This window comes from Mesorhizobium sp. M7A.F.Ca.US.011.01.1.1, from assembly GCF_003998295.1.
GTDB lineage: Bacteria > Pseudomonadota > Alphaproteobacteria > Rhizobiales > Rhizobiaceae > Mesorhizobium.
The window spans coordinates 38,413-63,836 of the sequence record NZ_RZRT01000013.1 but is presented as its reverse complement, the minus strand read 5'-3'; the positions used below and the strand labels follow the sequence as shown (position 1 = coordinate 63,836).

Annotated in this window: 25 protein-coding genes and 1 pseudogene; 6 read left to right on the top strand and 20 right to left on the bottom strand. The window is 61.3% G+C overall.

Annotated elements, in window-relative coordinates:
- Positions 1 to 39: 39 nt before the first annotated feature.
- The 7 genes and pseudogenes from EOA13_RS15515 to EOA13_RS15485 form a co-directional block, all read right to left on the bottom strand.
- On the bottom strand, positions 40 to 255 hold the full coding sequence (locus tag EOA13_RS15515; RefSeq protein ID WP_127293794.1) for a hypothetical protein: 216 nt from the start codon (positions 253 to 255) through the stop codon (positions 40 to 42).
- A 90-nt stretch (positions 256 to 345) separates the two neighbouring features.
- Positions 346 to 486: a ChaB family protein gene (locus tag EOA13_RS15510; protein WP_348629758.1), complete on the bottom strand. Its 141-nt coding sequence runs from the start codon at positions 484 to 486 to the stop codon at positions 346 to 348.
- Positions 487 to 636: 150 nt separating this feature from the next.
- Positions 637 to 1,461, bottom strand: coding sequence for a universal stress protein (locus EOA13_RS15505; RefSeq protein ID WP_127293792.1), 825 nt, complete (start codon positions 1,459 to 1,461; stop codon positions 637 to 639).
- A gap of 546 nt (positions 1,462 to 2,007) precedes the next feature.
- Entirely contained in the window at positions 2,008 to 2,184 is a 177-nt protein-coding gene (locus EOA13_RS37925) for a hypothetical protein (protein ID WP_164780091.1), read from the bottom strand.
- A 64-nt stretch (positions 2,185 to 2,248) separates the two neighbouring features.
- A complete protein-coding gene (locus EOA13_RS15495) occupies positions 2,249 to 3,052 on the bottom strand; it encodes a universal stress protein (RefSeq protein ID WP_245490393.1) in 804 nt (267 codons plus the stop codon).
- A 450-nt stretch (positions 3,053 to 3,502) separates the two neighbouring features.
- A complete protein-coding gene (gene groL / locus EOA13_RS15490; protein ID WP_127293788.1) occupies positions 3,503 to 5,125 on the bottom strand; it encodes a chaperonin GroEL in 1,623 nt (540 codons plus the stop codon).
- A gap of 296 nt (positions 5,126 to 5,421) precedes the next feature.
- Positions 5,422 to 6,214, bottom strand: a pseudogene (locus tag EOA13_RS15485) (IS1 family transposase).
- Between the two features lie 313 nt (positions 6,215 to 6,527).
- On the opposite strand from EOA13_RS15485, the gene EOA13_RS38340 reads away from it, so the two are divergent.
- Positions 6,528 to 6,758 (top strand): hydrolase, encoded by a 231-nt coding sequence (locus EOA13_RS38340; protein WP_206535284.1) that lies wholly within the window; start codon positions 6,528 to 6,530, stop codon positions 6,756 to 6,758.
- On the opposite strand, the gene arcC is transcribed toward EOA13_RS38340, so the two are convergent.
- Genes arcC through arcD form a run of 4 tightly spaced genes read right to left on the bottom strand, consistent with a single transcriptional unit; the run spans position 6,755 to position 11,412 of the window.
- The gene (gene arcC / locus EOA13_RS15475) at positions 6,755 to 7,696 is read right to left on the bottom strand and encodes a carbamate kinase (protein ID WP_127293786.1); all 942 of its coding nucleotides are present in this window, start codon (positions 7,694 to 7,696) and stop codon (positions 6,755 to 6,757) included. The genes EOA13_RS38340 and arcC overlap by 4 nt on opposite strands.
- A 1-nt stretch (position 7,697) precedes the next feature.
- On the bottom strand, positions 7,698 to 8,699 hold the full coding sequence (gene argF / locus EOA13_RS15470) for an ornithine carbamoyltransferase (RefSeq protein WP_127293784.1): 1,002 nt from the start codon (positions 8,697 to 8,699) through the stop codon (positions 7,698 to 7,700).
- 17 nt (positions 8,700 to 8,716) lie between these two features.
- Entirely contained in the window at positions 8,717 to 9,931 is a 1,215-nt protein-coding gene (locus tag EOA13_RS15465) for an arginine deiminase (RefSeq protein ID WP_127293890.1), read from the bottom strand.
- A 14-nt stretch (positions 9,932 to 9,945) separates the two neighbouring features.
- On the bottom strand, positions 9,946 to 11,412 hold the full coding sequence (arcD, locus tag EOA13_RS15460; RefSeq protein WP_127293782.1) for an arginine-ornithine antiporter: 1,467 nt from the start codon (positions 11,410 to 11,412) through the stop codon (positions 9,946 to 9,948).
- A gap of 231 nt (positions 11,413 to 11,643) precedes the next feature.
- On the opposite strand from arcD, the gene EOA13_RS15455 reads away from it, so the two are divergent.
- Together EOA13_RS15455 and EOA13_RS15450 are read left to right on the top strand one after the other, a co-directional pair.
- Entirely contained in the window at positions 11,644 to 12,291 is a 648-nt protein-coding gene (locus EOA13_RS15455; protein ID WP_127293780.1) for a BON domain-containing protein, read from the top strand.
- 73 nt (positions 12,292 to 12,364) lie between these two features.
- Positions 12,365 to 13,348 carry a zinc-dependent alcohol dehydrogenase family protein gene (locus EOA13_RS15450; RefSeq protein ID WP_127293778.1) on the top strand — a complete coding sequence of 328 codons (984 nt, stop codon included), beginning with the start codon at positions 12,365 to 12,367 and terminating at the stop codon, positions 13,346 to 13,348.
- Between the two features lie 80 nt (positions 13,349 to 13,428).
- Here the strand turns inward: EOA13_RS15450 and EOA13_RS15445 are convergent, their stop codons facing one another.
- A complete protein-coding gene (locus EOA13_RS15445; protein ID WP_127293888.1) occupies positions 13,429 to 13,959 on the bottom strand; it encodes a cytochrome b/b6 domain-containing protein in 531 nt (176 codons plus the stop codon).
- Positions 13,960 to 14,002: 43 nt separating this feature from the next.
- The gene (locus EOA13_RS15440) at positions 14,003 to 14,281 is read right to left on the bottom strand and encodes a PepSY domain-containing protein (RefSeq protein ID WP_127293776.1); all 279 of its coding nucleotides are present in this window, start codon (positions 14,279 to 14,281) and stop codon (positions 14,003 to 14,005) included.
- A gap of 429 nt (positions 14,282 to 14,710) precedes the next feature.
- Between EOA13_RS15440 and EOA13_RS38745 the strand changes: the two genes are divergently transcribed.
- Together EOA13_RS38745 and EOA13_RS15430 are read left to right on the top strand one after the other, a co-directional pair.
- On the top strand, positions 14,711 to 14,929 hold the full coding sequence (locus EOA13_RS38745) for a hypothetical protein (protein WP_245490386.1): 219 nt from the start codon (positions 14,711 to 14,713) through the stop codon (positions 14,927 to 14,929).
- A gap of 210 nt (positions 14,930 to 15,139) precedes the next feature.
- Positions 15,140 to 15,673 carry a plastocyanin/azurin family copper-binding protein gene (locus EOA13_RS15430; protein WP_245490385.1) on the top strand — a complete coding sequence of 178 codons (534 nt, stop codon included), beginning with the start codon at positions 15,140 to 15,142 and terminating at the stop codon, positions 15,671 to 15,673.
- Between the two features lie 207 nt (positions 15,674 to 15,880).
- Here the strand turns inward: EOA13_RS15430 and EOA13_RS15425 are convergent, their stop codons facing one another.
- The 6 genes from EOA13_RS15425 to EOA13_RS15400 all read right to left on the bottom strand — a co-directional run bounded on the left by EOA13_RS15425 (position 15,881) and on the right by EOA13_RS15400 (position 20,993).
- The gene (locus EOA13_RS15425; protein WP_127293774.1) at positions 15,881 to 16,471 is read right to left on the bottom strand and encodes an NAD(P)H-dependent oxidoreductase; all 591 of its coding nucleotides are present in this window, start codon (positions 16,469 to 16,471) and stop codon (positions 15,881 to 15,883) included.
- Between the two features lie 31 nt (positions 16,472 to 16,502).
- On the bottom strand, positions 16,503 to 16,889 hold the full coding sequence (locus EOA13_RS15420) for a hypothetical protein (RefSeq protein ID WP_127293772.1): 387 nt from the start codon (positions 16,887 to 16,889) through the stop codon (positions 16,503 to 16,505).
- Positions 16,890 to 16,977: 88 nt separating this feature from the next.
- Entirely contained in the window at positions 16,978 to 18,228 is a 1,251-nt protein-coding gene (locus EOA13_RS15415; RefSeq protein ID WP_127293771.1) for an MgtC/SapB family protein, read from the bottom strand.
- Between the two features lie 14 nt (positions 18,229 to 18,242).
- Entirely contained in the window at positions 18,243 to 18,692 is a 450-nt protein-coding gene (trxC, locus tag EOA13_RS15410) for a thioredoxin TrxC (protein ID WP_127293769.1), read from the bottom strand.
- Between the two features lie 28 nt (positions 18,693 to 18,720).
- Positions 18,721 to 20,574 (bottom strand): heavy metal translocating P-type ATPase, encoded by a 1,854-nt coding sequence (locus EOA13_RS15405; protein WP_127293767.1) that lies wholly within the window; start codon positions 20,572 to 20,574, stop codon positions 18,721 to 18,723.
- A gap of 32 nt (positions 20,575 to 20,606) precedes the next feature.
- Entirely contained in the window at positions 20,607 to 20,993 is a 387-nt protein-coding gene (locus EOA13_RS15400; protein ID WP_127293765.1) for a DUF302 domain-containing protein, read from the bottom strand.
- Between the two features lie 154 nt (positions 20,994 to 21,147).
- Between EOA13_RS15400 and EOA13_RS15395 the strand changes: the two genes are divergently transcribed.
- Positions 21,148 to 23,829, top strand: coding sequence for a bifunctional acetate--CoA ligase family protein/GNAT family N-acetyltransferase (locus tag EOA13_RS15395; RefSeq protein ID WP_127293763.1), 2,682 nt, complete (start codon positions 21,148 to 21,150; stop codon positions 23,827 to 23,829).
- 18 nt (positions 23,830 to 23,847) lie between these two features.
- Here the strand turns inward: EOA13_RS15395 and EOA13_RS15390 are convergent, their stop codons facing one another.
- Complete coding sequence (locus EOA13_RS15390) at positions 23,848 to 25,401, bottom strand: bifunctional aminoglycoside phosphotransferase/ATP-binding protein (RefSeq protein ID WP_127293761.1); 1,554 nt, start codon at positions 25,399 to 25,401, stop codon at positions 23,848 to 23,850.
- Between the last annotated feature and the right edge of the window lie 23 nt (positions 25,402 to 25,424).

Genomic DNA, 25,424 nt, shown 5'->3' with positions numbered 1-25,424 from the left:
AGCATCGGCTGGATCACCGGTACGCGGAAGCTGCCGCGACTAGAGAAGAGAGAAGTTTGAACCGAGAAAGACGAGAACCTGACCGGTGATGAGGGGAACTCTCAATACCGGGCCGTCCTCGCCGCGGTCCTGAATTGGCGATCCCGCGACGTAAGGGTGCCCTTGCAGGATATCTTTCCAGATTGTCGGGAAATCCGCCCCCTTGTTCTTCTTTGCGTTGCACGCAACGAGAAGTTTCGCAACGATGTCGGTCATTGAACTCGCATTTATCAAGTGGCTTGATTCCAAATCATATGAATGAACACGGCGCGGATGGTTTTGATCTGGATCAAATTGGCGGGCTGCTCAGATAGGCACCCAATCCCTGCCCTCCTTGCGATAAAGGCGCTTCACGGCAGCCCAAGCGACGCGATGGGCTATTTCCTCACGCCTTTCGCCTCGGTCGGCATATTCTTCCCAGGCGCTGTTGAGAGCAGCGCGAAAAATCTCCTAGGCATGCAGCGGCAGATGCGGGCTGACGGACGGTGGAAGGTCTTTCTCGGTCGCATAGGGCATTGCTATCCCTCATTCGGAAAGCCAAGCTGGCGCCTATCGTCGGGGCTGACGACACGCCATGGGCGATTCCAGAGCAGACGATCAGTTTGACATAAAACGGCAGAGCCGGCTGTCGTCGAGCAGCGAGCGGGTAACGCCGCCGAATACCCATTCCCTGATCCGACTGTGCCCATAGGCACCCGACACGATCAGGTCGGCGTTGGTGGAGCTCAGGAAGTTGACCAGCTTGTCGCTCTCGTCGTCGGCCTTCAGCACTTCGGTGCGAGCCGTGATGCCATGCGTGGCCAGGAAGGTCGCGACATCCTTTATGCCGGCAGTCGTCCGGTCGTCGGGCTCGGAGCCGACCGTGACCACGATCACGTCTTCTGCCATCGCCATCAGCGGCATGGCGTCAGCGACGGCGCGCCTCGCTTCGCGCGTGTCCTTCCAGGCGACCACGATCCTGCCTGTCGGCGCATGCTCCATGCCGCTTGACGCGATAAGGAACGGCCTGCCGGCGCGCAGCGCAAGGGTGCCGGGATCGACAGTCCGATAGGAATCGCCGGAGGATGCCCCTTGAGCCGCACCGGTGATGATGAGATCCGCGATTCTCGACGTCGCGACCAGGGCATGGTTGGGGTTGTCGAGCGTATTGCGCCATTCCGTCGCCACCGAACCAGCAACCAGGCTGTCAAACTCGGCATGCAGGTCCTTGAACCTTTTCTTGATGTCATCCCTCAACTGCTGCCAGACGTCGGCGGCTATCGCGGCACCCTCGGCCGCCATCGTGACCGGCAAGGGCGCGTCTGCTGCGCAGAAGCCGATCAGCCGAGCCTCGCAACACTTGGCAAGATCAATGGCGATCTTGGTGATCGGCCCGATTGGACCGTCTATGTCCACATTCAGCAGGATGGATTTGTAGCTCATCGGTGGCGCTCTTTTCCTGTATCAATTGGATAAAGCGAAACTAGACCGGGCATGGCATGAGCATCCTTGATGCCGATCAAGTGGCCGACCTCAAGGCATGCTTGACGCGAAATGGATGATCTCTCCGTCCCGTCAGCCAAATCGTCGCGATTTTATCTCTTTCGCGGCCTGAGCAGTTGCCAACCCCCACAATTTTTTCTGGCAGCCCTATCGCCGGAATCGCGATCACACACTCCTTTGTGTCGCGCAACGCGGCAAAAGAGAAGTCGCCGCTCGATACGACCCAGGCAATTGTCGGGTGCGCTCCACCATCATGTGCCACGACATGGTCATGAAGTTGGCGCGGCCTCTGGCCGGGTTGTCAGCAGAACGACGGGACCGAGCTCGATCAGCCGGTAAACCTCGGCAAGCGGCAGTTCCTTCATCTTCAAACCTCGTCCTATTTCGACGCCTGCCAATCCCCAAGACCCGTGACAAGCCCCCGGACACTTCGTCGGCCAATCAAGTCAGACGACTGCGCCAATGTGCTTGCGTCAAGGAAACCCGCTAGTCGTCGTCATCGAACGGGTAGAAGTGGACCGCCTTCAGCGTGACCGGGATGTCGTAACCCTCGATCAGCACCGTGGCCCACTGATCCCCCAGATCATCCTGCCAAGTGTCGGTGACGCGGCACCTTACGGCCAGATCCATGCCAACCTCGATCTTGTCCGTTCTCTTCGCCATCACTGAACTCCCGTTCGCTTTCGCCTCGACTGCGTTTCGCTTCCTCCTCTCCAGCGTCGGTGCGTCAGTTCGAGAGCATCCGGTTAGTCGCCCCTTGCTTCAGCAAAGAACGGGTCATGCCGCCAATCGCCCATTCGCGGATGCGGCTGTGGCCATAGCCTCCCGCGACCACAAGTTCGGCACTCATCGCCCGGGCGATCTCGCAGACGGCTTCGCAGGCGTCCGCCTTGCCGACGTCCAGAACCTCCGATCTTGACTTGACGCCATGTCTCATCAGGAACCGGAGCACGTCACTGACACTTTCGCGTGCGTTTTTCTGGTTCTGTTCCTCGATCGTCGCCACGAGCACATCTTGGGCACTGGTCAGAAAGGGCAGTGCGTCGATGACCGCGCGCCGGGCCTCGCGGGTATCCTTCCACGCCACCAGAACCTTCTTGGGATCGGGCGGAGCAAGTTGGTCGGCCGCGATCAGCACTGGCCGTCCGGCCGACAGCACCAATGTTCCGAGGTCGACCATCCGGCGGTGATCATTGGCCGCGCCCTTCGCGGGAGCTCCGGCCACGATGAGGTCCGCGGCGCGGGCATGCATTGCGAGCAGACGTGTCGGATCGCCGATCTCCTCGCGCCAGGAAGCCTCGTCTCCGACGACGGCCAGGAATTCTTCCTTCAGGATCTTCAGTCGATCCTCGATCTCGGTGAGACGTTGACGCATAATTTCCGCCGCCGCCATGCCGCCATCGTCGCCAGGAACAAACACATATGCGTCGGCCGCGGCAAAACCGATCAGCGTGGCTTCGAAGCGCCGCGCCAACTCCAGCGCATAGGTCGTTCGCGGCGTTGCCGGAGAATCGACATCGAGTTGAACCATGATGGTATTGAAAATCATTTTTCTGCTCCGATGAGATTTATCGCAGCATCGCCGGAGGTCGGACTTTGCGCCTTGATGTGCGTCAAAAACCTGCCTGTCCTGTCACTCCGCCTCGGCACATCGTCATCGGCGGCCGTGCCGCCTTCCGCCTCAAATCCAGTATCCTCCGGGATTGGGTCCGCAACGAAGGGAAGCCTGACGCTGGTGCCCGCCAAGGCGTCTTCGGGAATGAATTCCGCGCTTCCTCCAAAGGGTGCCGCAGGGCGAGCACGCCCGGCTTTGGTAAATTGCCGCCGGTCCTTTCGAAGACAGGACAGCTTCCGGCGAGACGCCGGGCGCTCTCGCCAAGAGAGGACGGCTGCCTTGGATGAGAATGCGCGCAACGCGGCACCGAGGCGGCGAACTCAAAACCGTGGCGGACCTTCTCGCCGAAGTCCAGGACCTCGTCACCTACATCGTCATCTCTGGTTCGAGAGCGCGTTCTTTCGTCGGTTCCGGGATTTCGGTCATGGTTGCTTCGGTGAGCAGCAGCACGCTGGCGACCGAGACCGCGTTTTCCAGAGCGATGCGAACGACCTTGGTCGGGTCAATAATGCCGGCTTCGACCAAGTCGACATATTCCTTCTTTCCGGCATCGAAGCCGAAATTGCCTGTGCCTTCAATCATCTTGGCGATGACAACCCCGCCGTCGACTGCGGAATTCTCGGCGATCTGCCTGACCGGTGCTTCGAGTGCGCGCTTGAGGATCTGCACGCCCGTCCGCTCGTCGCCTTCGCAATGTTGTTCCTCGTCAGCCACCGTAGCGATGCAGCGCAACAGGGCAAGCCCGCCACCTGGCACTATGCCTTCGGCGACCGCGGCCTTAGTGGCGCTGATGGCATCGTCGAGCGCTTCCTTTTTCGACTTCATTTCGGCCTCGGTCGGCGCGCCGACCTTGATGACGGCGACGCCGCCTGCAAGCTTGGCCAGCCGCTCCTGCAGCTTTTCGCGATCGTAGTCGCTCGTCGTATTGTCGACCTCGCGCCGGATCTGTTCCACGCGACTCTTGATTGTCTTAGCCTCACCTGCGCCGCCAATGATAGTCGTATTGTCCTTGTCGACGACTATCCGCTTTGCACGACCCAACTGCTCCATCGTGACATTTTCCAGTTTGAGGCCGAGATCTTCGGAGATGACCTGCCCTCCTGTCAGGATGGCGATGTCCTGCAACATGGCTTTGCGGCGATCGCCGAAGCCGGGCGCCTTGACGGCGCAGTTTTTGAACGTGCCGCGGATCTGGTTGACGATGAAAGTCGCAAGGGCCTCGCCTTCGACTTCCTCGGCTATCACCAGCAATGGCGAACCGGACTTCGCCACGGCTTCAAGCAGCTTGATGAGATCGTTCAGCGAAGCGATCTTCTTCTCCACGATCAGCACGAGCGCGTCTTCCAGAACCGCCTCCATCTTCTCGGGATCGGTCACGAAATAAGGTGACAGGAATCCACGATCGAACTGCATGCCCTCGACAACCTCCAGAACCGTCTCCGTTGTCTTCGCTTCCTCGACCGTGATGACGCCTTCGCCGCCGACCTTCTCCATTGCCTCGCCGACGAGTTCGCCGATGAGCGGGTCGTTGTGCGCGGAGATCGTCGCCACCTGCTCCTTCTCGCGCCGGGTCGAGACTGGCCGAGATATCTGCTTGAGCGTCTCGATCGCGCGTTTGGTGGCGCGATCAAGGCCCCGCTTGATGTCGATCGCGCTGGCGCCGGCAACAACGTTGCGCACTCCATCGGCGAACATCGCATGAGCCAGAATGGTAGACGTGCTGGTGCCGTCACCAACCATGTCCCCGGTTTTCTCGGCTGCTTGCCTGAGCATTCTCGCGCCAAGGTTCTCCTCGGGATCCTTCAGGTCGAATTCCTTGGCGATGGTCACCCCGTCGTTGCAGATGATGGGAGCGCCCCATTTCTTTTCGATGAGGACCGACTTCGAGCGCGGCCCGAGCGTCACGCGCACGGCGTCTGCGAGTTGAGTTGCGCCGCGAAGAATCTTTTCGCGGGCCGCGGAACGAAACAATACCTGTTTGTGGGCCATGACCGCCTCCGATTTCTATGGGTATTGCCTAACAGGCGTGAGTTCGGCCGGCTTTGATACGCATCAATCACGTTTCAGAGCCACGTTGACCAGGATGAATTGATGGCTTTCCCGCTTTCAGTTAGATGGACGGCAAGCCAATCGGGGTACTTCCATGCAGACGAATCAAACGCCTCGATACGACGCCAGCGTCAACACGACCGGCTGCTGGGTAGTGGGTCAGTTTGAAATCTGACCCTGCTTTTTATACGAGCCGCGCACTTTTGGCTGCTCGGCTTCTTTCGCTTCAATCAGCCCTAGATGTCGCCAATCTCCCAAAGCTTGCCTGTCACGCCAGCGGCCATCGCGGGGGCCATGCGCAACGTCGCGTGGATGCGGACAAAATTGTAGTACATGAAAAATGCAGAGCCACGGCATTGGCGTGAGCCTCTACCTCTTGGAAAAGCCGTTGGTCAGGCGAGTAAATCGGCGCATATGCATCCGCATGGTCAGGTTCTGGCGCTCGGCAAATGACGTGCTGACATGCTTGATGTCTGGGTTGCCTTCGATACGTTCTTCCGCGCACCAGTGCATTCCGCAGGGCTGTAACGGCCCTTGGCGCTGTCCGGCGAAGCGCCATAGAGCTTGATCAGCATGACGTAGTCGACATCGCCGCCGAACGATAAGCTCTGTGGCCATCGCTGGAAAGTTGGACGCGATTGGCGAGGCGGCGCGAAAGGTCGTCCATGAAGCTCATTGCGTATTCGCTATCGCGCCCGCCGACCAGCCAAGACATAACAAGCTTGGTGTCGGCATCGATAGCCGTCCATGTCCATGTGTCGCCAGCGCCTTCCGGGGCAGCCTTGGCCATCTTGACGTTTTCTGCTTGGCATAGGTGAACGCCCAGATTTCATCGACCTGAATGCGCTTGCTGGACAGGTTGCGAAGGGCTTCCTCCTGATAGGCGGCACATACCGCGCCAGCGTCCGAAAGGAGCTTCGCAATTGTGTTCTTGCTCATGCCCATAACGCGCGTGGTCGCGCGGATCGATTGACCTTCACAGAGCATGTGCAGGAATTGCGAGCGGGTCTTGGTGTCGAGCTTGTTCATGCCGTAGTTGGAGTTCGGCCTGTCGCGCGACAGTCAGTCAGCCTCGATTCACGGCTTGTCAGATTTCAAACTGAACCACTACCGGCTGCTGCCCCAAATTCAATCCCGCAGGTTGGGACAGGCAGGAACTGCACTTCAAGGACAAGCGGTTTGTCAAAGCCAGAACCCACAGTGTCATGCACATCCCAAAGAACATGGGCAGCGTGTTCGCGCGCGTTAACGAGCACATGGACGACGCCGGCGCCTCCGACCCCGATCAGTTCATCGTTCTCAGCAAGGATGTTTCGCCCTGGAGAGCGAGCATCTTTTCTCTGTGACCAGGCCGGTTCCAGGGGAGGAGACGACCACGCTGTCGGGCGACTTCCTGACGAAGGTGTTCCAAGGCCCATACAGCCAGGCAAGGGACTGGCACGAGGAAATGCAGCGGATCGCGCTCGCTCGACATAGGGAGCCGCGCGATGTGTATTTCTTCTACACGACATGCCCCAAATGCGCGAAAGTCTACGGCAGGAATTATGTCATCGGTGTCGTGGCAGTAGCCTAACGTTCAGCAGGCTCGAGGGGTGCGGGCAGGGCGCTGGTCTCGAACCATGTGCCGCGTTCTCCTTTGACAATGTCAACGGCGTCATCAAGCTTGCCGATTGCTGCAGGCTTGCCTGTCGCTTCAGTGAACTCGATTGCGGCGGCGACCTTCGGTCCCATGGAGCCGGCCGGAAAATTCTGCCCCGATAGCTCCTTGGGGTTCACGCGCCGGAGCGCCCGAGCAGTCGCCGTTGCGTAGTCGACATAGACGGCGTCGACATCAGTCAACAGGAGCAGCATGTCGGCTTGCAACTGGCGGGCAAGCAGCGCGCTTGCAAGGTCCTTGTCGATAACGGCTTCCACGCCGCAAAGACTGCCATCGTCGCGGGCTATCACGGGAACTCCGCCACCGCCGGTGCAGATGACGATCACAGCACGTTCGACCAGGAAAGAGATCACGGAAGCTTCCAGGATCGCCAGTGGCTTGGGCGAGGGCACGACGCGGCGCCATTTGTCGCCGTCGGGCGCGATCTGCCAGCCGCGTTCATTAGCAAGGCTGCGTGCGGTTGCCTCGTCGTAGACCGGGCCAATCGGTTTCGTTGGGTGAGCGAAAGCCGGATCGTGCGGATCGACCTTCACCTGTGTCAACAGGGTCGCAAACAGCCTCTCTTTGAGGAGGTTGCCGAGTTCCTGCTCAATGACGTAGCCGATCATCCCTGCGCTTTCGGCGCCAAGCACGTCGAGTGGAAATGAGCGGCCATCTGAAGTCGCCGCTGCCTGAAGGGCCAGAAGTCCAACCTGCGGACCGTTGCCGTGAGTGACTACAATCGAGTGCCCTGCGTCGACCAGATTCGCCAATACAGCCGCGGCGCGCCTGATGTTGGCGCGCTGGTTTTCGGCCGTCATCGGTTCTGCGCGGCGCAAGAGTGCGTTTCCGCCAAGCGCAACGACGACAAGCATCTCAGTTGCCGATCGTGGCGACGAGCAGGGCCTTGATCGTGTGCATTCGGTTTTCGGCCTGGTCGAAGACGATCGAATTAGCCGACTCGAACACCTCGTCGGTGACCTCCATGCAGTCAATGCCGTACTCCTTCGCGATGAAGGCGCCAATCTCGGTATCGGTATCGTGGAACGCCGGCAGGCAATGCATGAATTTGACGTGAGGGTTGCCTGCGGCAGCCATCACTTCGCTCGTGACCCGGTAGGGCGTCAAAAGCCGGATACGTTCGGTCCAGCCCGATTTATCCTCGCCCATCGACATCCATACGTCGGTGTAAATAAAATCAGCATCCTGGACGCAGCCCGTGACATCCTCGTCGAGGCGGAAGCGGCCGCCGCTGCGCTGCGCCAGGTCGCGAACATGGGCGCAGAACTCCTCGTCCGGCCAGAGCTCTCTCGGTGAAGCGATGCGCATGTCTATGCCGACCTTGGCTGCTCCAAGTGCCAGCGACAGCGCGACATTGTCGCGGCCCTCACCGACGAAGGCGACGGTCATGTCCGACAGATGCTTATGCGTGAATTCACGCATGGTCATGAGGTCGGCGAGGATCTGTGTGGGATGCGCCTCGTCGGTGAGGCCGTTGTAGACCGGCACGCCGGCATGCGTGGCAAGCAGTTCGGCCTGGTGCTGGCCAAAGCCGCGATACTCGATCGCGTCATACATGCGGCCGAGGACGCGCGCCGTATCCTTCATGGATTCCTTGTGGCCGATATGGCTGCCGGTGGGGCCAAAGTATGTGACGTGGGCGCCCTGGTCGTAGGCCGCCACCTCGAAACCCGTGCGTGTGCGCGTCGAATCCTTCTCGAAGATCAGCGCGATGTTCTTTCTGGCAAGGCGCGGGATCTCGTGTCCGGCGAGCTTTGCCGCTTTGAGGTCGGCCGCCAGCTTGAGAAGAAAGCGGATCTCGTCGGCGGTGAGATCGTCCAGGGTCAGGACGGAGCGGCCGTGAAGATTGATCGACATGGAACGTTCCTTTCGGGTCAGATCGGGTCGCGTGCAATCGGACAGGTCATGCAGTGCCCGCCGCCGCGGCCGCGGCTGAGTTCGGCGCCTTCGACCGTGATCACTTCAATTCCGGCGCGGCGCAGGAGCGTGTTGGTGTAGACGTTGCGGTCGTAGCCGATAACCACGCCGGGCTCGACCGCAATGACATTGTTGCCGTCGTCCCATTGCTCGCGCTCGGCCTCGTAACGGTCGCCACCGGTGGCGATGATGCGCAACGATTTCAGCCCAAGGGCTTCCGCAACCACGGCCGTGAACGGGGTTTTCTCATCGGTGACCTCAACCGCCGCCTCGCCATCGCCCGGCCGCAGCGAGAACGTGCGCAACCGGTCCACCACTGGCGGGTACATCGTCACCAGGTCGCGATCGCAGAAGGTGAAGACGGTATCAAGATGCATGAAACTGCGGTCCCGCGGCATCAGGGCAGCGATCACGCGCGTGGCTTCGCCGGCTGCGAACAGGCTGCGCGCGAGGTCGCCCACGGCTTGCGGTGTGGTGCGCTCTCCCATGCCGACGAGGACAGTTCCTCCGCCGATCGGCATGACATCACCGCCTTCGAGGCTGGTGCCTGTTCCCAAGTCCGGCGAAACAAAGGGGACGCCGCTGTCGCGGAAGCGAGGGTGGAAGCGGTAGACGGCTTCGACGTTGGCCGCTTCCGGGCGCCGCGCGGGCCAGTACATGGAATTGACGGAGACCGAACCGTAGATCCAGCATGAGCTGTCGCGGGTGAAAAGCTGGTTCGGCAGCGGCGGCAGGACGAAATCCTGGGGGGCGAGCGTTCTTCCCGTCAGACCTTTGGGCTCGAAAGGAAGCTCCGCCCGGGCAATGCCGCCGACAAGATAAGACGCTAGCTGTTCGGACGGCATTTCCTTGAGCCACCCGCGCAACTCGTCGACCATGTCCAGCCCGACGACGCCGGGATGAACCCGGCGGTCGAGGAGCCAGTCGCGGGCCTTGACCAGGCTCATTGTCTCACAAAGAAGTTCGCCAAAGGAATGCACAACGACGCCGCGTTCGCGCAACGCATCGACGAAGACGTCGTGCTCCTGGCGTGCCCGCTTGACCCACAGCACGTCGTCGAAGAGCAGCGCCTTGCAGTTTTCCGGTGTCAGCCTGCGCAGGCTGAGATCCGGGCGATGGACCATCACCTCGCGCAGCCGACCGACTTCGGAGTGGACACCCAGGCTTGTCATCGCTGTCAATCCTCTCACAGCGCGCTGACGGCGCCGGTCCACATCTCGTAAACGGCGAGGATGGCGACAGCGATGAGGGTTCCGGCGAGTGCCGCTTCGGCAGGATGGAAGACGCGCTGATTGGTTTCGCGGCGCGCCCAGACGTAGAAGATGATGCCGGGCGCATAGAGGATCGCGCACATGAACAGGTATGCAGGCCCCGCCGCATAGACGAGCCAGAGCCCGTAGACCGTTGCCAGCAACCCGGCAAAAAGCGGACCGGCGCGCTGTTCGCCGGCCGCGAAGCTCTCTCCGGTCAAGGCGAGCTTGGCCGCGTAAGCTCCGGAAAAGATGTAAGGAACCAGGATTGCGGCCGACGCGATGTAGAATAGTGCCTGGTAGGTGCTTTGGGCGAAAAGTGTGATCACCAGGAACGCCTGGACGAGCAGGTTGGTGATCAAGAGCGAGGTCGAGGGCACGCCGCGCTCGCTTTCTCGACCGAAGAATTTCGGCATCGTCCCATCCTTGGCGGCGACGTGCGGAATTTCAGCCGCAAGCAGCGTCCAGCTCAGGAAAGCGCCGATCACCGACACGACAAGCGCGATGTTGATGAGGATAGCACCCCAGGGGCCGACAACCGCCTCCAACACGCCCGCCATGGAGGGGTTCTTCAGCGCCGCGAGTTCTGGCTGGCTGAGGATGCCGAGCGATAGCAGAGACACCAGGGCGTAAAGTGCAAGGCAGGTGAAGAAGCCGAGAACGGTCGCCATGGCGATGCCCTTGCGGCGCTCGGCACGACTGGAAAAGACGCTGGCGCCTTCGATGCCTATGAACACCCACAGGGTCACCAGCATCGTGCTTTTCACTTGAGCGGCGATCGAGCCGAGACTGGCGTTGCCCAGACCGCTGAAGTCGAGCGACCAGACTTGCAATTTGAAGGCGACGGCAACAACCCCGACGAACAAGACAATGGGAGCGATCTTCGCCACCGTTACAATGAGGTTGATGATCGCCGCCTGACGGATGCCGGCGAGAACCAGGACGTGGATCAACCACAACAGGATCGATGCGCCGAGCACCGCCTGCCAGGTGTTTCCATCGCCGAAGGCGGGAAAGAAATAGGACAGGGCGCTGAACACGATTACCGCGTAGGAGACGTTGCCGACCCAGGCGCTGATCCAGTAGCCCCAGGCGCTGTTGAAGCCAATGAAGGGGCCGAAGCCGGCCTTGGCATAGGCATAGGGTCCGGCATCGAGTTCGGGCTTGCGGGTTGCAAGCGATTGATAGACGAAGACCAGCGCCAGCATGCCGACCGCGGTGATCGCCCAGCCAATCAGGATGGCGAGAGGGCCAGCACCAGCCGCCATATTCTGCGGCAGGCTGAATACGCCTGAGCCGACCATCGAACCAATGACCAGTGCGGTCAGGGAACCAAGTCGAAGCTTTGTTGGCGTCGCGGTCGCGACTTTCCGAACAGGAATGTTGAAGTCAGCCGTAGTCATGGTGCTCTCCCAGATCTGAGACTCTGATGGGAGGCAATGAACAGGAAGACAGAGCTGCCAGCTTTGATGCCGGTCAAATAAAAGTTTGATTTCCGAACGTGAAGTTGAGGGTCACTCGTCTCCCTCGACCAGAGATGGTTTGATCCTCATCAACGTCAACACGAGCTCGCCCCTTCATAGTCAGACCGTTCAACTGAGCGAGCGCGGTCCGCTCCCAAGAGAGGTGCAATCATGAACAACAATATTTTGAGGCAGGACATCATCGATGAACTGGAGTTCCAGCCAAGCATCGACGCGGCCAATATCGGCGTCGCGGTCGACAACGGCGTGGTCACTCTGACCGGCCATGTATCGACCTATGCGCAGAAGGCAACCACCGAAGATGCGGTACGCCGCGTCAAGGGAGTGAAAGGTATCGCGCAGGAAATCGAAGTGCGGCCTGTCGGCAGCAATCTGACAGCCGACGATGAGATCGCCAAGCGCGCTCTGCACTCGATCAGCTGGAATACCGTCGTTCCGGACGGAGCGGTGCAGGTGAGGGTGCAAGATGGCTGGGTGACGCTCACCGGCAAGGTGGAGTGGCAGTACCAGCGATCCGCAGCGTTTGCGGCCATTCGATACCTGGCCGGCGTGCTCGGCGTACACAACAACATCGAGGTGATGCCGCACGCAACGGCGTCCGATGTTAAAAAACGCATCGAAGACGCCTTGAAGCGTAGTGCCGAAGTCGAGTCGAAAGCGATAGAAGTCAACGTGTCCGACGGCAAGGTCACGCTGAAGGGCAAGGTCAACAGCTGGGCCGAACGCCGCACAACAGAACGCGCCGCCTGGGCTGTGCCCGGAGTGCGTATGGTCGAAGACCACATCACAATCGCTTGATGCATCGGAACGTCAAAGGGAAGCGGATCGAGATTTGTTTCCCTTGTTCCTTGCGGAGAAGGCAGGAGTGGTCATGAGAGCAATGGTGCTCGAAAGCATCGGCATGCCCTTGAAGCTGGTCGACGGGCCCGATCCGATGCCCGGGCCAGGCGAGATCAGGCTGAGGGTTGAGGCGTGCGCCGTCTGTAGGACCGATCTGCACGTCATTGATGGTGATCTTCGTCATCCAAAACTGCCGCTCATCCCCGGTCACGAAATCGTCGGCATCATCGATTCTGTCGGCACGGGCGTTGCGCGCTCCAGGATCGGGCGCAGAGTTGGCGTGCCTTGGCTTGGGCACACTTGCGGGCATTGTCCCTATTGCCTCGCACAGAATGAAAATCTTTGCGATCAGCCAGATTTCACCGGCTATACACGCGACGGCGGCTTCGCCACTCATGTCATTGCCGACGCGCAATTCGCCTTCGATCTGGACCCGGATGTCGACGCCGTATCACTGGCGCCGTTGCTTTGCGCTGGCCTGATCGGCTGGCGGTGCCTGAAAAAGGCCGGCGACGGCAAGCGGCTCGGGATCTACGGCTTCGGCGCCGCTGCGCACATCATCGCCCAGATCGCACTGTGGCAAGGTCGCGAGGTTTTCGCGTTCACCCGGTCGGGCGATAGGCAAGCGCAGGAATTCGCCCGCTCGCTCGGTGTGTCTTGGGCCGGCGGTTCGGATGAATCTGCGCCCAGGCAGCTCGATGCTGCGATCATCTTCGCCCCTTTTGGTGACCTGGTGCCGATCGCGCTTGGCGCTGTCCATAAGGGTGGCCGGGTGGTTTGCGGCGGCATCCACATGAGTGACATCCCGGCGATGGCCTATGAATTGCTCTGGGAAGAGCGTGAACTAATATCGGTAGCAAACCTGACGCGCCACGACGCGGAAGAGTTCTTTCCCGTTGCGAAGAGTGCGCGGGTTCGCACGCATACCAAAGCCTATCCGCTGGACCAAGCCAATCGGGCGTTGGACGATCTCAGGCAAGGGAGATTGAGCGGCGCCGCTGTCCTGGTGCCGTGATTGACAATCGACGAGCATTATCTGGCCCGTTCCCCCAAATAGCTGAGGATGGCGAAGCGGGCTTGTGCGCTGGCAGATCGTCAAGCGACATCCGTGCGCTCGGCCTTGCGTTTTCGCCCGGTCATCATGGCCCAGACCAGGTTTTCGCTATGGCGAACGCTTGCCAGGGCGACGCCGCTAATATGAAGGAAGACGAGCAGCAACAGGCCGTGCGCCGCCGTGCTGTGTGCAGCCTCGACCCACGACACGCCGAAATAGGCGTCCGTCGTCATCAGCCATCCTGTCAGCGCGGTTGAACCTACCGCCGCAATCAGCGCGATCACCATCGCGCCGCCAGCCGGATTGTGGCCGATGTAGCGGGCTTCGCGACCAGTCAGTATTGCCGAGAGATATCGCAGCACCGTCACCGGATCGCGCACGAATTGCGAGAACCGCGCATAGGGCGTGCCCAGAACGCCCCACATGAGCCTCATGGCGACCAGTGCGGCAGCGGCGTAGCCGGCCCAATGGTGGATGGCCTGCGAGGAATGGGAGGTGAGCCAAGCCGTGACGAAGCTGAGCACCAGCGCCCAGTGGAAGCTCCGCACGACGCGGTCCCAGACGCGCACCATCTCTGGAGATGGCTGCGCGTCCGTGGCTGCCGAAACGCTCGGATCAGTTTTCGCCGGCTTCAGCATTGTCGAGCTTTTCAAGCGTCTCGGCATTGTAGGCCAGGTTCACCTTCTTGCCGGCCTTGTCGACTGCGTAGACTTCGTAGCAGCCCTTCTCGACCTTGATCTGGCGGACGGTCAGGCCTTCGCCCGTCAGTTGCGCCTCGAGCGTTGCCTTGGGCTTGAATGCCGATTTCGGGGCGGTGCTGCAGCTGCCACCGGCGGCGAGCGCCGGTCCAGCAATCATAGCGGCGAGAGTTGCGAGAACGAGTGTGCGATACATGATCACTCCATTTGGAATTTTGGGCGCGAATGTTGCGCCGGCGGTTGGGATTTCGATTGGTCCTGTCAGGCGGCGACGTCACCGTCATTGGTGCGACGTAGCCGATTCAAGCTGACAACTGGCTGACAGCCGCATCCGCGCCGCTGATGAGCCACTAGCACCGATCCGCTTGATTTGGCGCAAGGACGGCAGCGGCCGTCGGAGCAGGTACGACCGAGACGTGAGCGCTTCTGCTGCCGTCCCGAGGGAGGATTGCCATGAGACCCTATTCAGGCTCGCATTTGCCGCCGCCACGCTCATGGCCAGCAGCACCGGCGGCGTCGAAGCAGCAGCGCTTGTCCAGATCTCGCTGTGGGACAAGGGCGCAAGCACAGAGATGCTAATGGGTCTTGCCTATGGGCGGCCGGACTCGATCTCGCCAAGGCGACCATGGGCATCAAAGCCTTGCCCGAGGCGGTGAAGGCTGGAGAGGTCACATTCAAGGTGAAAAACGACTCCAAGGACACAGTCCATGAAATGATCGTGATGTACCATGCCGATCCCGGCAAGCCGCTTTCTTATGTTGAGGCGAAAACCGCGTGGATGAGGATAAAGCTGGCGACAAGGGCGAAGTATCAGAGCTCGATCCCGGCACGTCAGGCACGCTGACCGTCGATCTAAAAGCTTAAAAAATATCTGCTTATTTGCAACGTGCCAGGTCACTACGGCGCGGGCATGTGGACGGAATTCACCGTCGATCCATGAGTCCATGAAACATGCAGCGCTTCGGGTGAAGGTCCATCGCATCCTGGTCTCCGTTCATATCCGCTGTCAGCGCGTTGTCAGCTTGGCTGTTCTAGCCGGGTGCCGCGACCGGGAATGATTCTCAAAACCAGCGCTCACGGGGTCGCCGCGAGCGATCAGGAGCATTTAGACATGAAGCCTTTCAAGACCGGACTGGTCCTCGTCCTCTTAACAGCCTCGGCACCCGCCTTCGCCAACACGACCGTGAACGTCAAGCTATGGGACAAGGAAGGGGTCGTGAACGCCGATGCAAAAATGGGCATGGGCATGCCGGCCAACATGAGCATGGCAGCCATGAGGGTCAAGCTGGACCAGACCGTCGTACCCGCGGGGAAGGTGACCTTTGAAGTCCAGAATACCTCCAAGGACACAGTCCATGAGATGATCGTCGTCCCGATCGCCGATGCGAAGAAGACCACGCTGCCATATGTGCCAAATGAAAGTCGTGTCAACGAGGATGCGGCAGGCCATCTCGGCGAGGTTTCCGAGCTGGATCCGGGCAAGACCGGATCGCTGACGCTCAGCCTCAAGCCTGGCAATTATGCAGTCTTCTGCAACATTCCTGGCCACTTCATGAACGGAATGTGGGCGACAATCCTGGTCAAGTAAGGCGCGCCTTGATGAGAACACCCGTCGCGCCAAGGTGCGGCGGGTTTCTCATTTCACATGCGTGGCTGTCCCTGTAGCCCCCTGCGCGATCCAAAACTCGCGCGATTGGCGGTTTGGGCGCCGCATAAAGCCCTGGTGGCTCTGGCTTTGTTTGCGGCGCCGGCAAAGGATGGCTTTGAACCGCTATCCCGGTTTCTGGGCCGCCAGCTAAAGCCCACGCTCACCGAGGTTGCGCATTTGTCCGATCCATTTCGCACGGGTCGCATCGTTGGCGCCAGCGACCATGCCGAATAAGGTCTCGCGCACCGGACTGATGCCGACGAAATGCAGAATGCTTCGCTTCATGCCGGCGATGCCGTGTCCGAGGAACCATAGCCGGTAAACAACGGAAGGCATGCCCATCGTCACCACGACCCGCGCAGAGCGGCCGCGAAGCAGCGTCTTGGTGAACCCGCTGCCCTTGTCCGGGTAGGCAAAGGCCGTTCCAGGCCGCATCACCTGTTCCAGAAATGCCTTGAGCATGGCCGGCATGGTTCCGAGCCACAGCGGGAAGACAAAGACAATGTGCTCGGCCCAGGCCATCGCCTGGGCGGCGTCCTTGAGGCTGTCGGGCACAGCACCGTGCTCAAACTCCTGCATCGTGCGTAGCATCGGAAAATCGATTGCTGCCAGATCGACCCGACGGACGACATGTCCCGACTGTTCCGCACCCTCGCCATAGGCCTTTGCAAGACCACGGCAGAGCCGGTCAGGGGACGGATCGGGATGCCCGACCACAATGAGGATGCGTCGCGACATGGTATACCGCCAGTGAGCTTGCCCCGAGGGGTCAAGGCCGTTCCACTTGTGCCACCTGGTAGGTGTGCATGGTGCCGTTGCGCGCGATCGACACATATTCGCCGGTCACGAAGCGCTCATCGCCGAGATGAAAGCCGATCTCGTCGTCGCGATCGCCTTCGGCATAGTCGAAATACCATTGCCCCCCTGGCTTGCGCCTCAGTCGGCCGATCAAATCTTCCTCGCCATTGCGGAACCGGCGAACACGGCAAGAGGCCTTGTGCGATTTCCACGCTTCCGCATCGAGCCGGCCTTCGCCGGTCAATGGAGCGAGTACGTCGTAACCCTCCTCGCGGTCACCTTCCGGATGGCCTTTCTCGCGCGCGAGCAACAGCCGGACATGGCGGAATTTCGGGGTGAGATCCTTCAGATTGGTCATAACGAACTCCTTTCACGGAGTTTCATAGAGCGGTGGCGGGACCTGGCCCTTGATCCGCATCAAAGAAGGCTCGAGAACCGGGTTTCAATCAAGGGCTGAGCAACAACATCGCGCAGGCGCCGACGATCGCGGCGATCAGGGTTGCGACGGCCAGTGGCGACCAGAACCTGACGGGACCGGCAAATATTGCGAACGACAGGCGGCCGATCGCGTTTGCTGCCAGCGCCGCGAGCACGGCCTGGCCCACAGTGTCGACAGGCACCGAATGCTTGATCAGGCGCAGCGCGCTGAGCACCGAGACATCGACATCGAATGCGCCGGCCAGCGCCGAACTCGCCAGCAGACCGCGCCCACCGAATTGAGCGGCCAGCCCGGCACTTGCGGTCGCGACTACCGCAAAGAGTAAGGCGAAGAGCAGCAACGGGCCCAGTTCGAATGGATTGCGCGCGATCGCGCTGCCTTCGCCGTTCCCGCTGTCGCGAGTCAGCAGCAATGTTCCGCAGACAGCGAAGGCGAGCGCCGCGGCAATCGCTGGTATGGCGACCCAAACCAACACGCTTGGCTCGATGATCAGAACCACGGCGCAGACGCGGAGGACCGAAACCATTGCAGCCAGCGATGCCGCCCCGGCCAGCGGCAGCGAATTGCTCGCCGAGGCGGCGTTGCGGGCAAGCGCCAAGGTTACGGCGGTGGAGGAAACGATCGCACCGGCGAGCGAACTGACCAGCAGACCACGGGTATTTCCCAGAATGCGAACAGCCACATAGCCGGCGAACGATATGGAGGCCATCAGCACCGTCAGGAACCACACTTCCCATGGATTGAACCCGCCCCACGGGTCCATCGTCCGGTTTGGCAGCAGGGGCAGAACGATCGCCGTCATCACGGACAGGATCAGAGCTGAACGCAGTTCGATCCAGGTCAGTCGCTTCAAAAGACCGTGCAGGATCTCGCGGCTGGCTAGGATTGCCGCCAATGCCGCCCCACCGGCAGCAGCAGCCCGGTAGTCGCCGGCGACGGAGAGCGCGCCAAGGGCAAAAACGCCGAGGCCAGCGATCACGCTTGTGACGCTGAAATCCTCGTCGTGGACAGCTTCGCGCGCCTTGTACCAGGCGAAAATTGCCGCAAAGGCGATGAAGCCGCCGACCAGCACGGATGCCGCGCCGAGCGCGTTGGCAAGTGCGGCGAGAACGCCGCCAAGCAGGCCGGTTATGCCGAACGTCCGGATGCCGGCCGTGCGACTGCGATCGGGCGCATCCCGCTCTTGCCAGCCGCGCTCCAGGCCGACGAGCAGACCTATTGCGAGGGCCAGTCCGAGCCGGGCGATGAGCGGATCCATTGGCGCGGCGCCTCTCAGGCGGCGACCGTCGGCAGGCGGTCGCGAACCCACCTGACGATCTGGCCTGCCGTCATTGCGCCTGATGTGCGCGCGATTTCGCGCCCGCCATGAAAGAGGATCATGGTCGGGATGCTGCGAATGCCGAGCCTGGCCGCAACAGCCTTTTCATTGTCGGAATTGAGTTTGATCAGGCGAGCGTGCGGCTCCAGTTCATTGGCTGCCGCTGCATAGGCCGGAGCCATCATCTTGCAGGGGCCGCACCACGGTGCCCAGACGTCGACCACGACTGGAAGGCTGCTGCGGGCGATCTGACAATCGAAAACCCGGGTGTCGACATCTTCGGGCTGACCCGAAAACAGCCTGTTCCCGCACTTTCCGCATTTCGCCTCCATGGCATTGCGGCCCAGTGGCAGGCGGTTGACCCCACCACATTTGCTGCAAACCACCAAGTTCTGCTGTGCCATGGCCATTTACCGATCTTGCTCTCAAACACTATGCGCGCCACAGATGTCCATCGCCAAGGGTGCGCAACGCGTTCAGGATAACCGCCACGTCAATCCCTTCCTGAAGCAGCGCTCCGGCAACTGGGGTGATCTGCCCCAAGGCAGCCGCGATCATTGCCAGCCCCGACAGCGCCAGCCCGGCGATGATGCTTTGCCGGGCGATCGATCGCGTTCGCCGTGCAATCCGAACCGCATCGGCGACGGGCTGCAGCCTGTCGGTCAGCACGATGACGTCAGCTGCCTCGGAGGAGGCGGTGGCACCACGTGCGCCCATGGCGACACCGACCGTTGCGGCCGCAAGCGCTGGGGCATCGTTGATGCCATCGCCGACCATCATCGTCGGCGCCAAGGCCTTTTCGGCTTCGACCGCGTCGACTTTTTCGGCAGGGGTCGCATCGGCGACAATGGCGTCGAGGTCGAGCAATGCGGAGATACGCTTGGCTGCCACGCCGTCGTCGCCTGTCAGCATAATCATGCGCGCAATGCCGGCTGAGCGCAGCTTGCCGAGTGCATCATGCGCATCAACACGCAGGGCATCGCCGAAGGTGAAAACACCGGCAAGCCGTCCGCCGAGTGCTACAAAAACCCTGAGCACAGGCTCGTCCCGGTACTTTTCTTCGCCGCTTTTCGCCCAGCCGGGCAGCGGCTTGTCGGCGAGCACGAGAGCCCGCGATCCCGCCGCGATCGACATGTTTTCGACCTTGCCCTTCAGGCCCGCGCCGCGATGCTCGCGCACATCACACGGATGCGAAAGCGCCAGCTGCCTGCCGCGCGCCGCCCGGATGATGGAGTCGGCGAGCACATGGTGCGAGGCCTGTTCCAGGGATGCCAACAACTGCAGCAGATGGTCGACGTTGCGGCCGGGTGCGGCTTCGATTTCGATGAGCTCGGCGCCACCGATGGTCAGGGTGCCGGTTTTGTCGAAGATCGCGGTTCGGACTTGCGCAAGAGCCTCCAGCGCAGCCGAGCCTTTCATTAGGACCCCAGCGCGTGCGGCGCGGGACACGCCGCCGATGAAGGCTACGGGGGCAGCAAGAATAAGCGGGCAGGGCGTCGCGACAACCAGCACGGCCAGCGCCCGGATCGGATCGCCGGAGATGTACCAGGCCGCGCCCGCGATTAGCAAAGTGGCCGGCAGCAGGAACAGGGCAAAGCGGTCGGCCAAGCGAATGAAGGGCGCTTTCACGGTCTGCGCCGCCGCGACCATGCGCACGATGGCGGCGTAGGTGCTGTGCTCTGCCAGGGCAGAAGCCCGCATGGTGAAGGTCTCGCCCGCATTGACGGTGCCGCTGCGCAGCATGTCGCCGGCGCTGCGCCGCACCGGCAATGGCTCCCCGGTCACCGCCGACTCGTCGAGCGAGGCCGAAGCATCGAGCAAGATGCCGTCGACGGGAAGCAGTTCGCCGGCGCGCACCAAAAGATTGTCGCCGACAGCGACCTGTTCAATGCGGATCATTTCTGTTCCGGCTGCCGATTTGCGATGCGCGACACGCGGCGAGCGGTCGGTCAGTGCCTTGAGACTCCGCTCGGCGCGGCCGCGTGCAAAGTCCTCGAGCACGGTGCCGCCGGCATACATGATGGCGACCACCACCGCCGCCAGCGGCTGGCCGAGCAGCAGTGCAGCGGACATCGACACCAAAGCAATCGCATCGACGCCGAAGCGGCCAATCCAGAAATCGCGCACTATCGAAATGGTGAGAGCCATGACCACGGGCAACGTCGCCGCCGTCCAGATCGTGTCGGCCTTAAGGGGGCCGCCCCCGGTTCGCCAGATTCCTAACCCAATCGCGAGGCCCAGGATGGCGATGACCAGCAATGCGCGTCGCAGTGCAGACTCGTTCATACGATGTCCCTCGACCGTGATGGCCCCCGGCACTAGAGTTCGCCGACCATCTCCTCGAGCAGGCGACGCACATCGTTCGCGACCTGCGCAAGCTCGCGATTGCCGATGGCGCCCATTGAAGCGACCGGGTCCACCGCTGCGACCTCTACCCTTCCTTGTCCGACCTCCGTGACGATGACGTTGCAAGGCAGCATGGTTCCGATCTTGTCTTCGGCCTGAAGGGCCCGCCATGCGAAATGCGGATTGCACGCGCCCAGGATCACATAGGGCCTGAACTCGGCGCCAAGCTTGGCCTTCATGGTCTGCTGGACATCGATCGAGGTCAGAACGCCAAACCCCTTGCTTGCGAGCTTGTTGGTCACGTGGCTGATCGCCGTGGTGAACGGCATGTCGACGATCTTGCTGATATAGTAACTCATCCAACTCTCCACTCCTTAGATCGCAACAGCGCGTCTCCACTTTGCGAGCGACCTCGCGCAAGAGCTAATCGCGACAAGCGGAGGAGGCTTTGATCCAACGCAATGAACGGGCAAGATCGACTGGCGATGATGCCACGAACAGGAGACGTAAGGGGTGACGATCCGAAATCTTGAACAGGCGTTCGCCCCGAAATCGGTTGCGGTCTTTGGTGCGTCGGCGCGCGGCGGCTCCGTCGGTCGTGTCGTCTTCGACAACATCGTCAGCGGCGGTTTCGAGGGCGAGATTTGGCCGGTCAACCCGAAATATACCCAAGTGGCTGGGCGACACTGCTATGCCAAAACGGCTGATCTTCCAGATATTCCAGACCTTGGTGTCATCGTCACGCCGCCCGAGACTGTTCCCGGCATCGTGCGCGACCTTGCCGAAAAGGGTACGCGAGCGGCCGTGGTCATCACTGCGGGGCTGACGCGCGAAAATGGCCTGCGTCAGGCGATGCTCGACGCCGCCAAGCCCGTGCTTTTCCGGATCATCGGGCCAAACACGGTCGGGCTGATGATTCCGCCATTGAAGCTCAATGCCGGATTTGCGCACATGGCCGCCAAGCCTGGCAACATCGCGCTTCTGTCGCAATCCGGCGCTATTGCCACATCGTTGATCGACTGGGCGGCAGACAACAATGTCGGCTTCTCACAGATCGTGTCCCTTGGCGACATGGCGGATGTCGATGTGGGCGATTGTCTCGACATGCTGGCGGGGGATGCGCGCACGCGCGCCATCGTGATGTACCTTGAGACAATTCCCAATCCGCGCAAGTTCATCTCAGCCGCTCGTGCGGCGGCACGGGTCAAGCCTGTCATCGCGATCAAGGCGGGTCGGCACGAGCAGTCGGCCAAAGCGGCTGCGACCCACACCGGTGCGTTATCGGGGGCCGATCGTGTCGTCGATGCGGCATTGCTGCGCGCAGGTATCCTGCGCGTCAAAGGCCTGACCGAGCTGTTTGATGCCGCTGAAACGATCGCCCGCTTCACTCCCCTCGAACGAGCCCGCGTCGGCATCGTCACCAATGGCGGCGGGACAGGGGTACTCGCCATCGATCAGCTCATCGACTGCGGGGGAGAATTGGCGGCGCTTTCGCCTGCCACCATCGAACGCCTGAACGTCGTATTGCCGCCGACATGGTCGCGCGCCAATCCGGTCGACATCATCGGTGACGCCACACCGGAGCGCTACAAGGCCGCTGTCGAAGCCGTGGCGGCCGAACCCGGAACGGACGTCGTCCTGGTGATGAACTGTCCGACCGGGTTGAGCTCACCGCTTGCCGCGGCAAGTGCTGTGGCGGACCTCGCAAGAGAAGGGATGATCGCCGGCAAACCGGTCCTGACCTGCTGGCTCGGTGAACGCACGGCACGCGCCGGGCGGCAAATCCTACAGGATGCCCGCATTGCCAGTTTCGCAACGCCCGCTGACGCGGCAACCGCCGTCTCTTATCTCAGCGAATGGTCGCGTGCCCAACGGGCATTGATGCGCGCACCGTCAAGCAGCAGCGAGGACGTCGCGGGGGACCGGAAGGCCGTGCTTGCCATATTCAGGCAGGTCGCCAAGGAGGGGCGGCGAATGCTGACCGAGCCCGAAGCCAAGGCGGCAATTTCCGCCTACCGCATGCCGGTACCCGAAACGATCGTCGCCAAAACTCCTGCCGAGGCGGAAGCGGCGGCCGGCCGGCTCCTCAAGTCGTCCGAGCAGGTCGTCGTCAAGCTGCTGTCCAAGGCCATCTCACACAAATCGGACATTGGCGGGGTGGTGCTTGGCATTGCCAACGCCGCCGCTGCCGGGGAGGCCGCACGCGCAATCGAGGCGCGTGTGCGCAAACACGCACCGCAAACCGATATTGAAGGCTATGCTGTTCAGCCGATGGTGGTGCGAAAGCAGGCGCAGGAACTTATCCTCGGCATGAGCCGGGATCCGATCTTCGGGCCGGCCATCCTGTTTGGAGCCGGTGGCGTCGCGGTCGAGGTTATGGACGACATAGCGATTGCCTTGCCACCGCTCGACGACGTGCTTGCCGGTGACCTGATCGCGCAAACGCGGATCGGCCGCCTGCTGGCCGGGTTTCGGGACCGCAAGCCGGCCGATCGTGGAGCAATCGTTACGGCACTCAACGGACTGTCGCAAATGATCGTCGATTTTCCGTGCCTCGTTTCGATGGACATCAATCCGCTGCTGGCCGACGCAGAGGGCGTGATTGCGCTTGACGCCCGCATCGAGATCGAGCCGGAACGCGTGGAGGAGCCTGGCCCCAATCCGGCGCTTGCCATCAGGCCTTATCCGTCGGGCTGGGAAAAGGAGTTTTCGGCCGGTGGCATGCGTTACCATATCCGGCCGATCAAGCCGGCCGACATCGCGCTCTATCCCGAATTCCTTGCCAGGATTTCGCCCGATGATCTGCGCCTGCGTTTTCTGGCGCCGCGCAAAAGCTTCTCCGACCAGATGCTGAAGCGGCTCACCCAGCTCGACTACGACCGCAACATGGCTTTCGTCGCTCTGGAGACGAGCACTGGATTGCTGGCAGGTATCAGCCGCCTGTCTTGTGATCCGGACCATGCTGTCGCCGAATACGCCTTGCTGGTGCGCACGGACCTGCAGGGTCATGGCCTGGGTTGGGAATTACTCAAGCAAATCGTAGATTATGCAAAGGCCGATGGGATCGGCCGGATCGAAGGCATCGTGCTTAGCGAAAACGTCAAGATGCTGGCCATGTGCCGCGAATTCGGCTTTTCGGTAAGGCATCATCCGAGCGAACCAGGCCTTGTCGAGGCAATACTTGATCTCGGCTGAGGTGGATCACCTTGCCAGTCAGGAGGCTGTGCGCAGGGTTTCGGAGGCATCGCCATCGGAAAACCTTCTCAACTCCGCGACGATATCGGCAGGCTTCCGATCAGCGTCGACCTTGCGCCAGGTGGATTGAGTGGCATTTCGCTGCAACTGTCGCGAGAGGATATCTATGGTGGCGTCGGAAGGGCCAATCTGGCGCTCAGTGACACGTTGCCAAAGAACAGGCGGAGCCGCGTCCAGCCAGAATCTGGAGCATGCGACGCCCCTGGAACTTGCCGCCTTTTCGATACGGTCACGATCGGCTGGTCTGTCAAACACGGCATCGGCGACAACCGATCCACCCTCCGCAAGGATCAGGCCGGCCCGCCATGCCATTTCCCGGTAGACGCGGTCGGAGACTTCTGGCCGATAGGCTTTGTCCGGTAGCCTGGTCTCGGCCGGCACACCGTGCATAGCCTTGCGGATGCGGTCGCTTTCGACAATGCGTGCGCCGGGCGGCGCTCCGACATAGGCAGCGAGCGCCTCGGCAATGGTCGTCTTGCCGGAACCGCTGAGGCCGCCGATGGCAACGAGCCGCGGTTCTGTCTCCTGGAGAAATTTCACGGCCAGTTCGAAATAGGATCTCGCCTCCGCAATCAGCGTGTCGCTGTCGGCGCTGCCTTCCTCGACCTGCGTTGCGGTGACATGGGCGCGCACAGCAGACCGCACCGCCATGAAAAAGGGCAGAAGGACGAACCCGTCCTCGTCGTCGGCCTCATCGAGATAGCGGTTCATCACAAGATTGGCGAGCTGCGGAAAACCGCGATGCCAAAGGTCCATCAACAAGAAGGCAAGGTCATAGAGGACATCGATGCTGGCGATCTGGTCATTGAATTCGATGCAATCGAAGAGGCGGGGCTCGCCATCGAAAAGGCAGATGTTGCGCAGGTGCAGATCGCCATGGCAGCGGCGGATCTTGCCTGCGGCCTCCCGGCGGTCTAGCAATCCGGAATGCCGGGCAAGTGCGGTGCGGAAGGCCCCGGCAAAGGTCTCGATCTCCCGTTTCGTAAAAACATGGCTGGTGCCAAAGCCGGCCTCGTTGATGTCGAGCACGCCCATCAAATTGAACGAGCCGGTGCCATTGTGGACTTCGGGCGCTGCGCGATGATATCCTACAATCATCCGTGCGACGGCGGTCATCAGCGCCGGCGTCAATTGTCCCGCAGTTGCCATTCGATCGAGAAGCTTCGACTGGTCGAAGCGGATCATCTCGATCGCCGCGTCGAGGATTTGGCCGGTGCCGCCAAAAGCCAATTTGTCGTCGGCTCCCCGCATGATGCGATGCACCCTCAGATAGAGGCCGGGAGCGGTTTTCGAGTTGAGTTCTACCTCTCTCTCGCAGGCGGCCAGCCTTAGGGCTGGCGTCGAGAAATCGACATAGGGCAGCTTGACCGCGCGTTTCATCTTATAGGCGCGCTGGCCAACCAGGAAGATACGCGAAATGTGGGTCTCGATCGCCTCGACCGGCCCGGAGGCGCCATAGGAAGCCGGATCGCGCAGAAACGCGGCAGCGGCTTGCTGGTCGTCGACGATCATGGCCGGCCTTCCCAGGCTGTCTT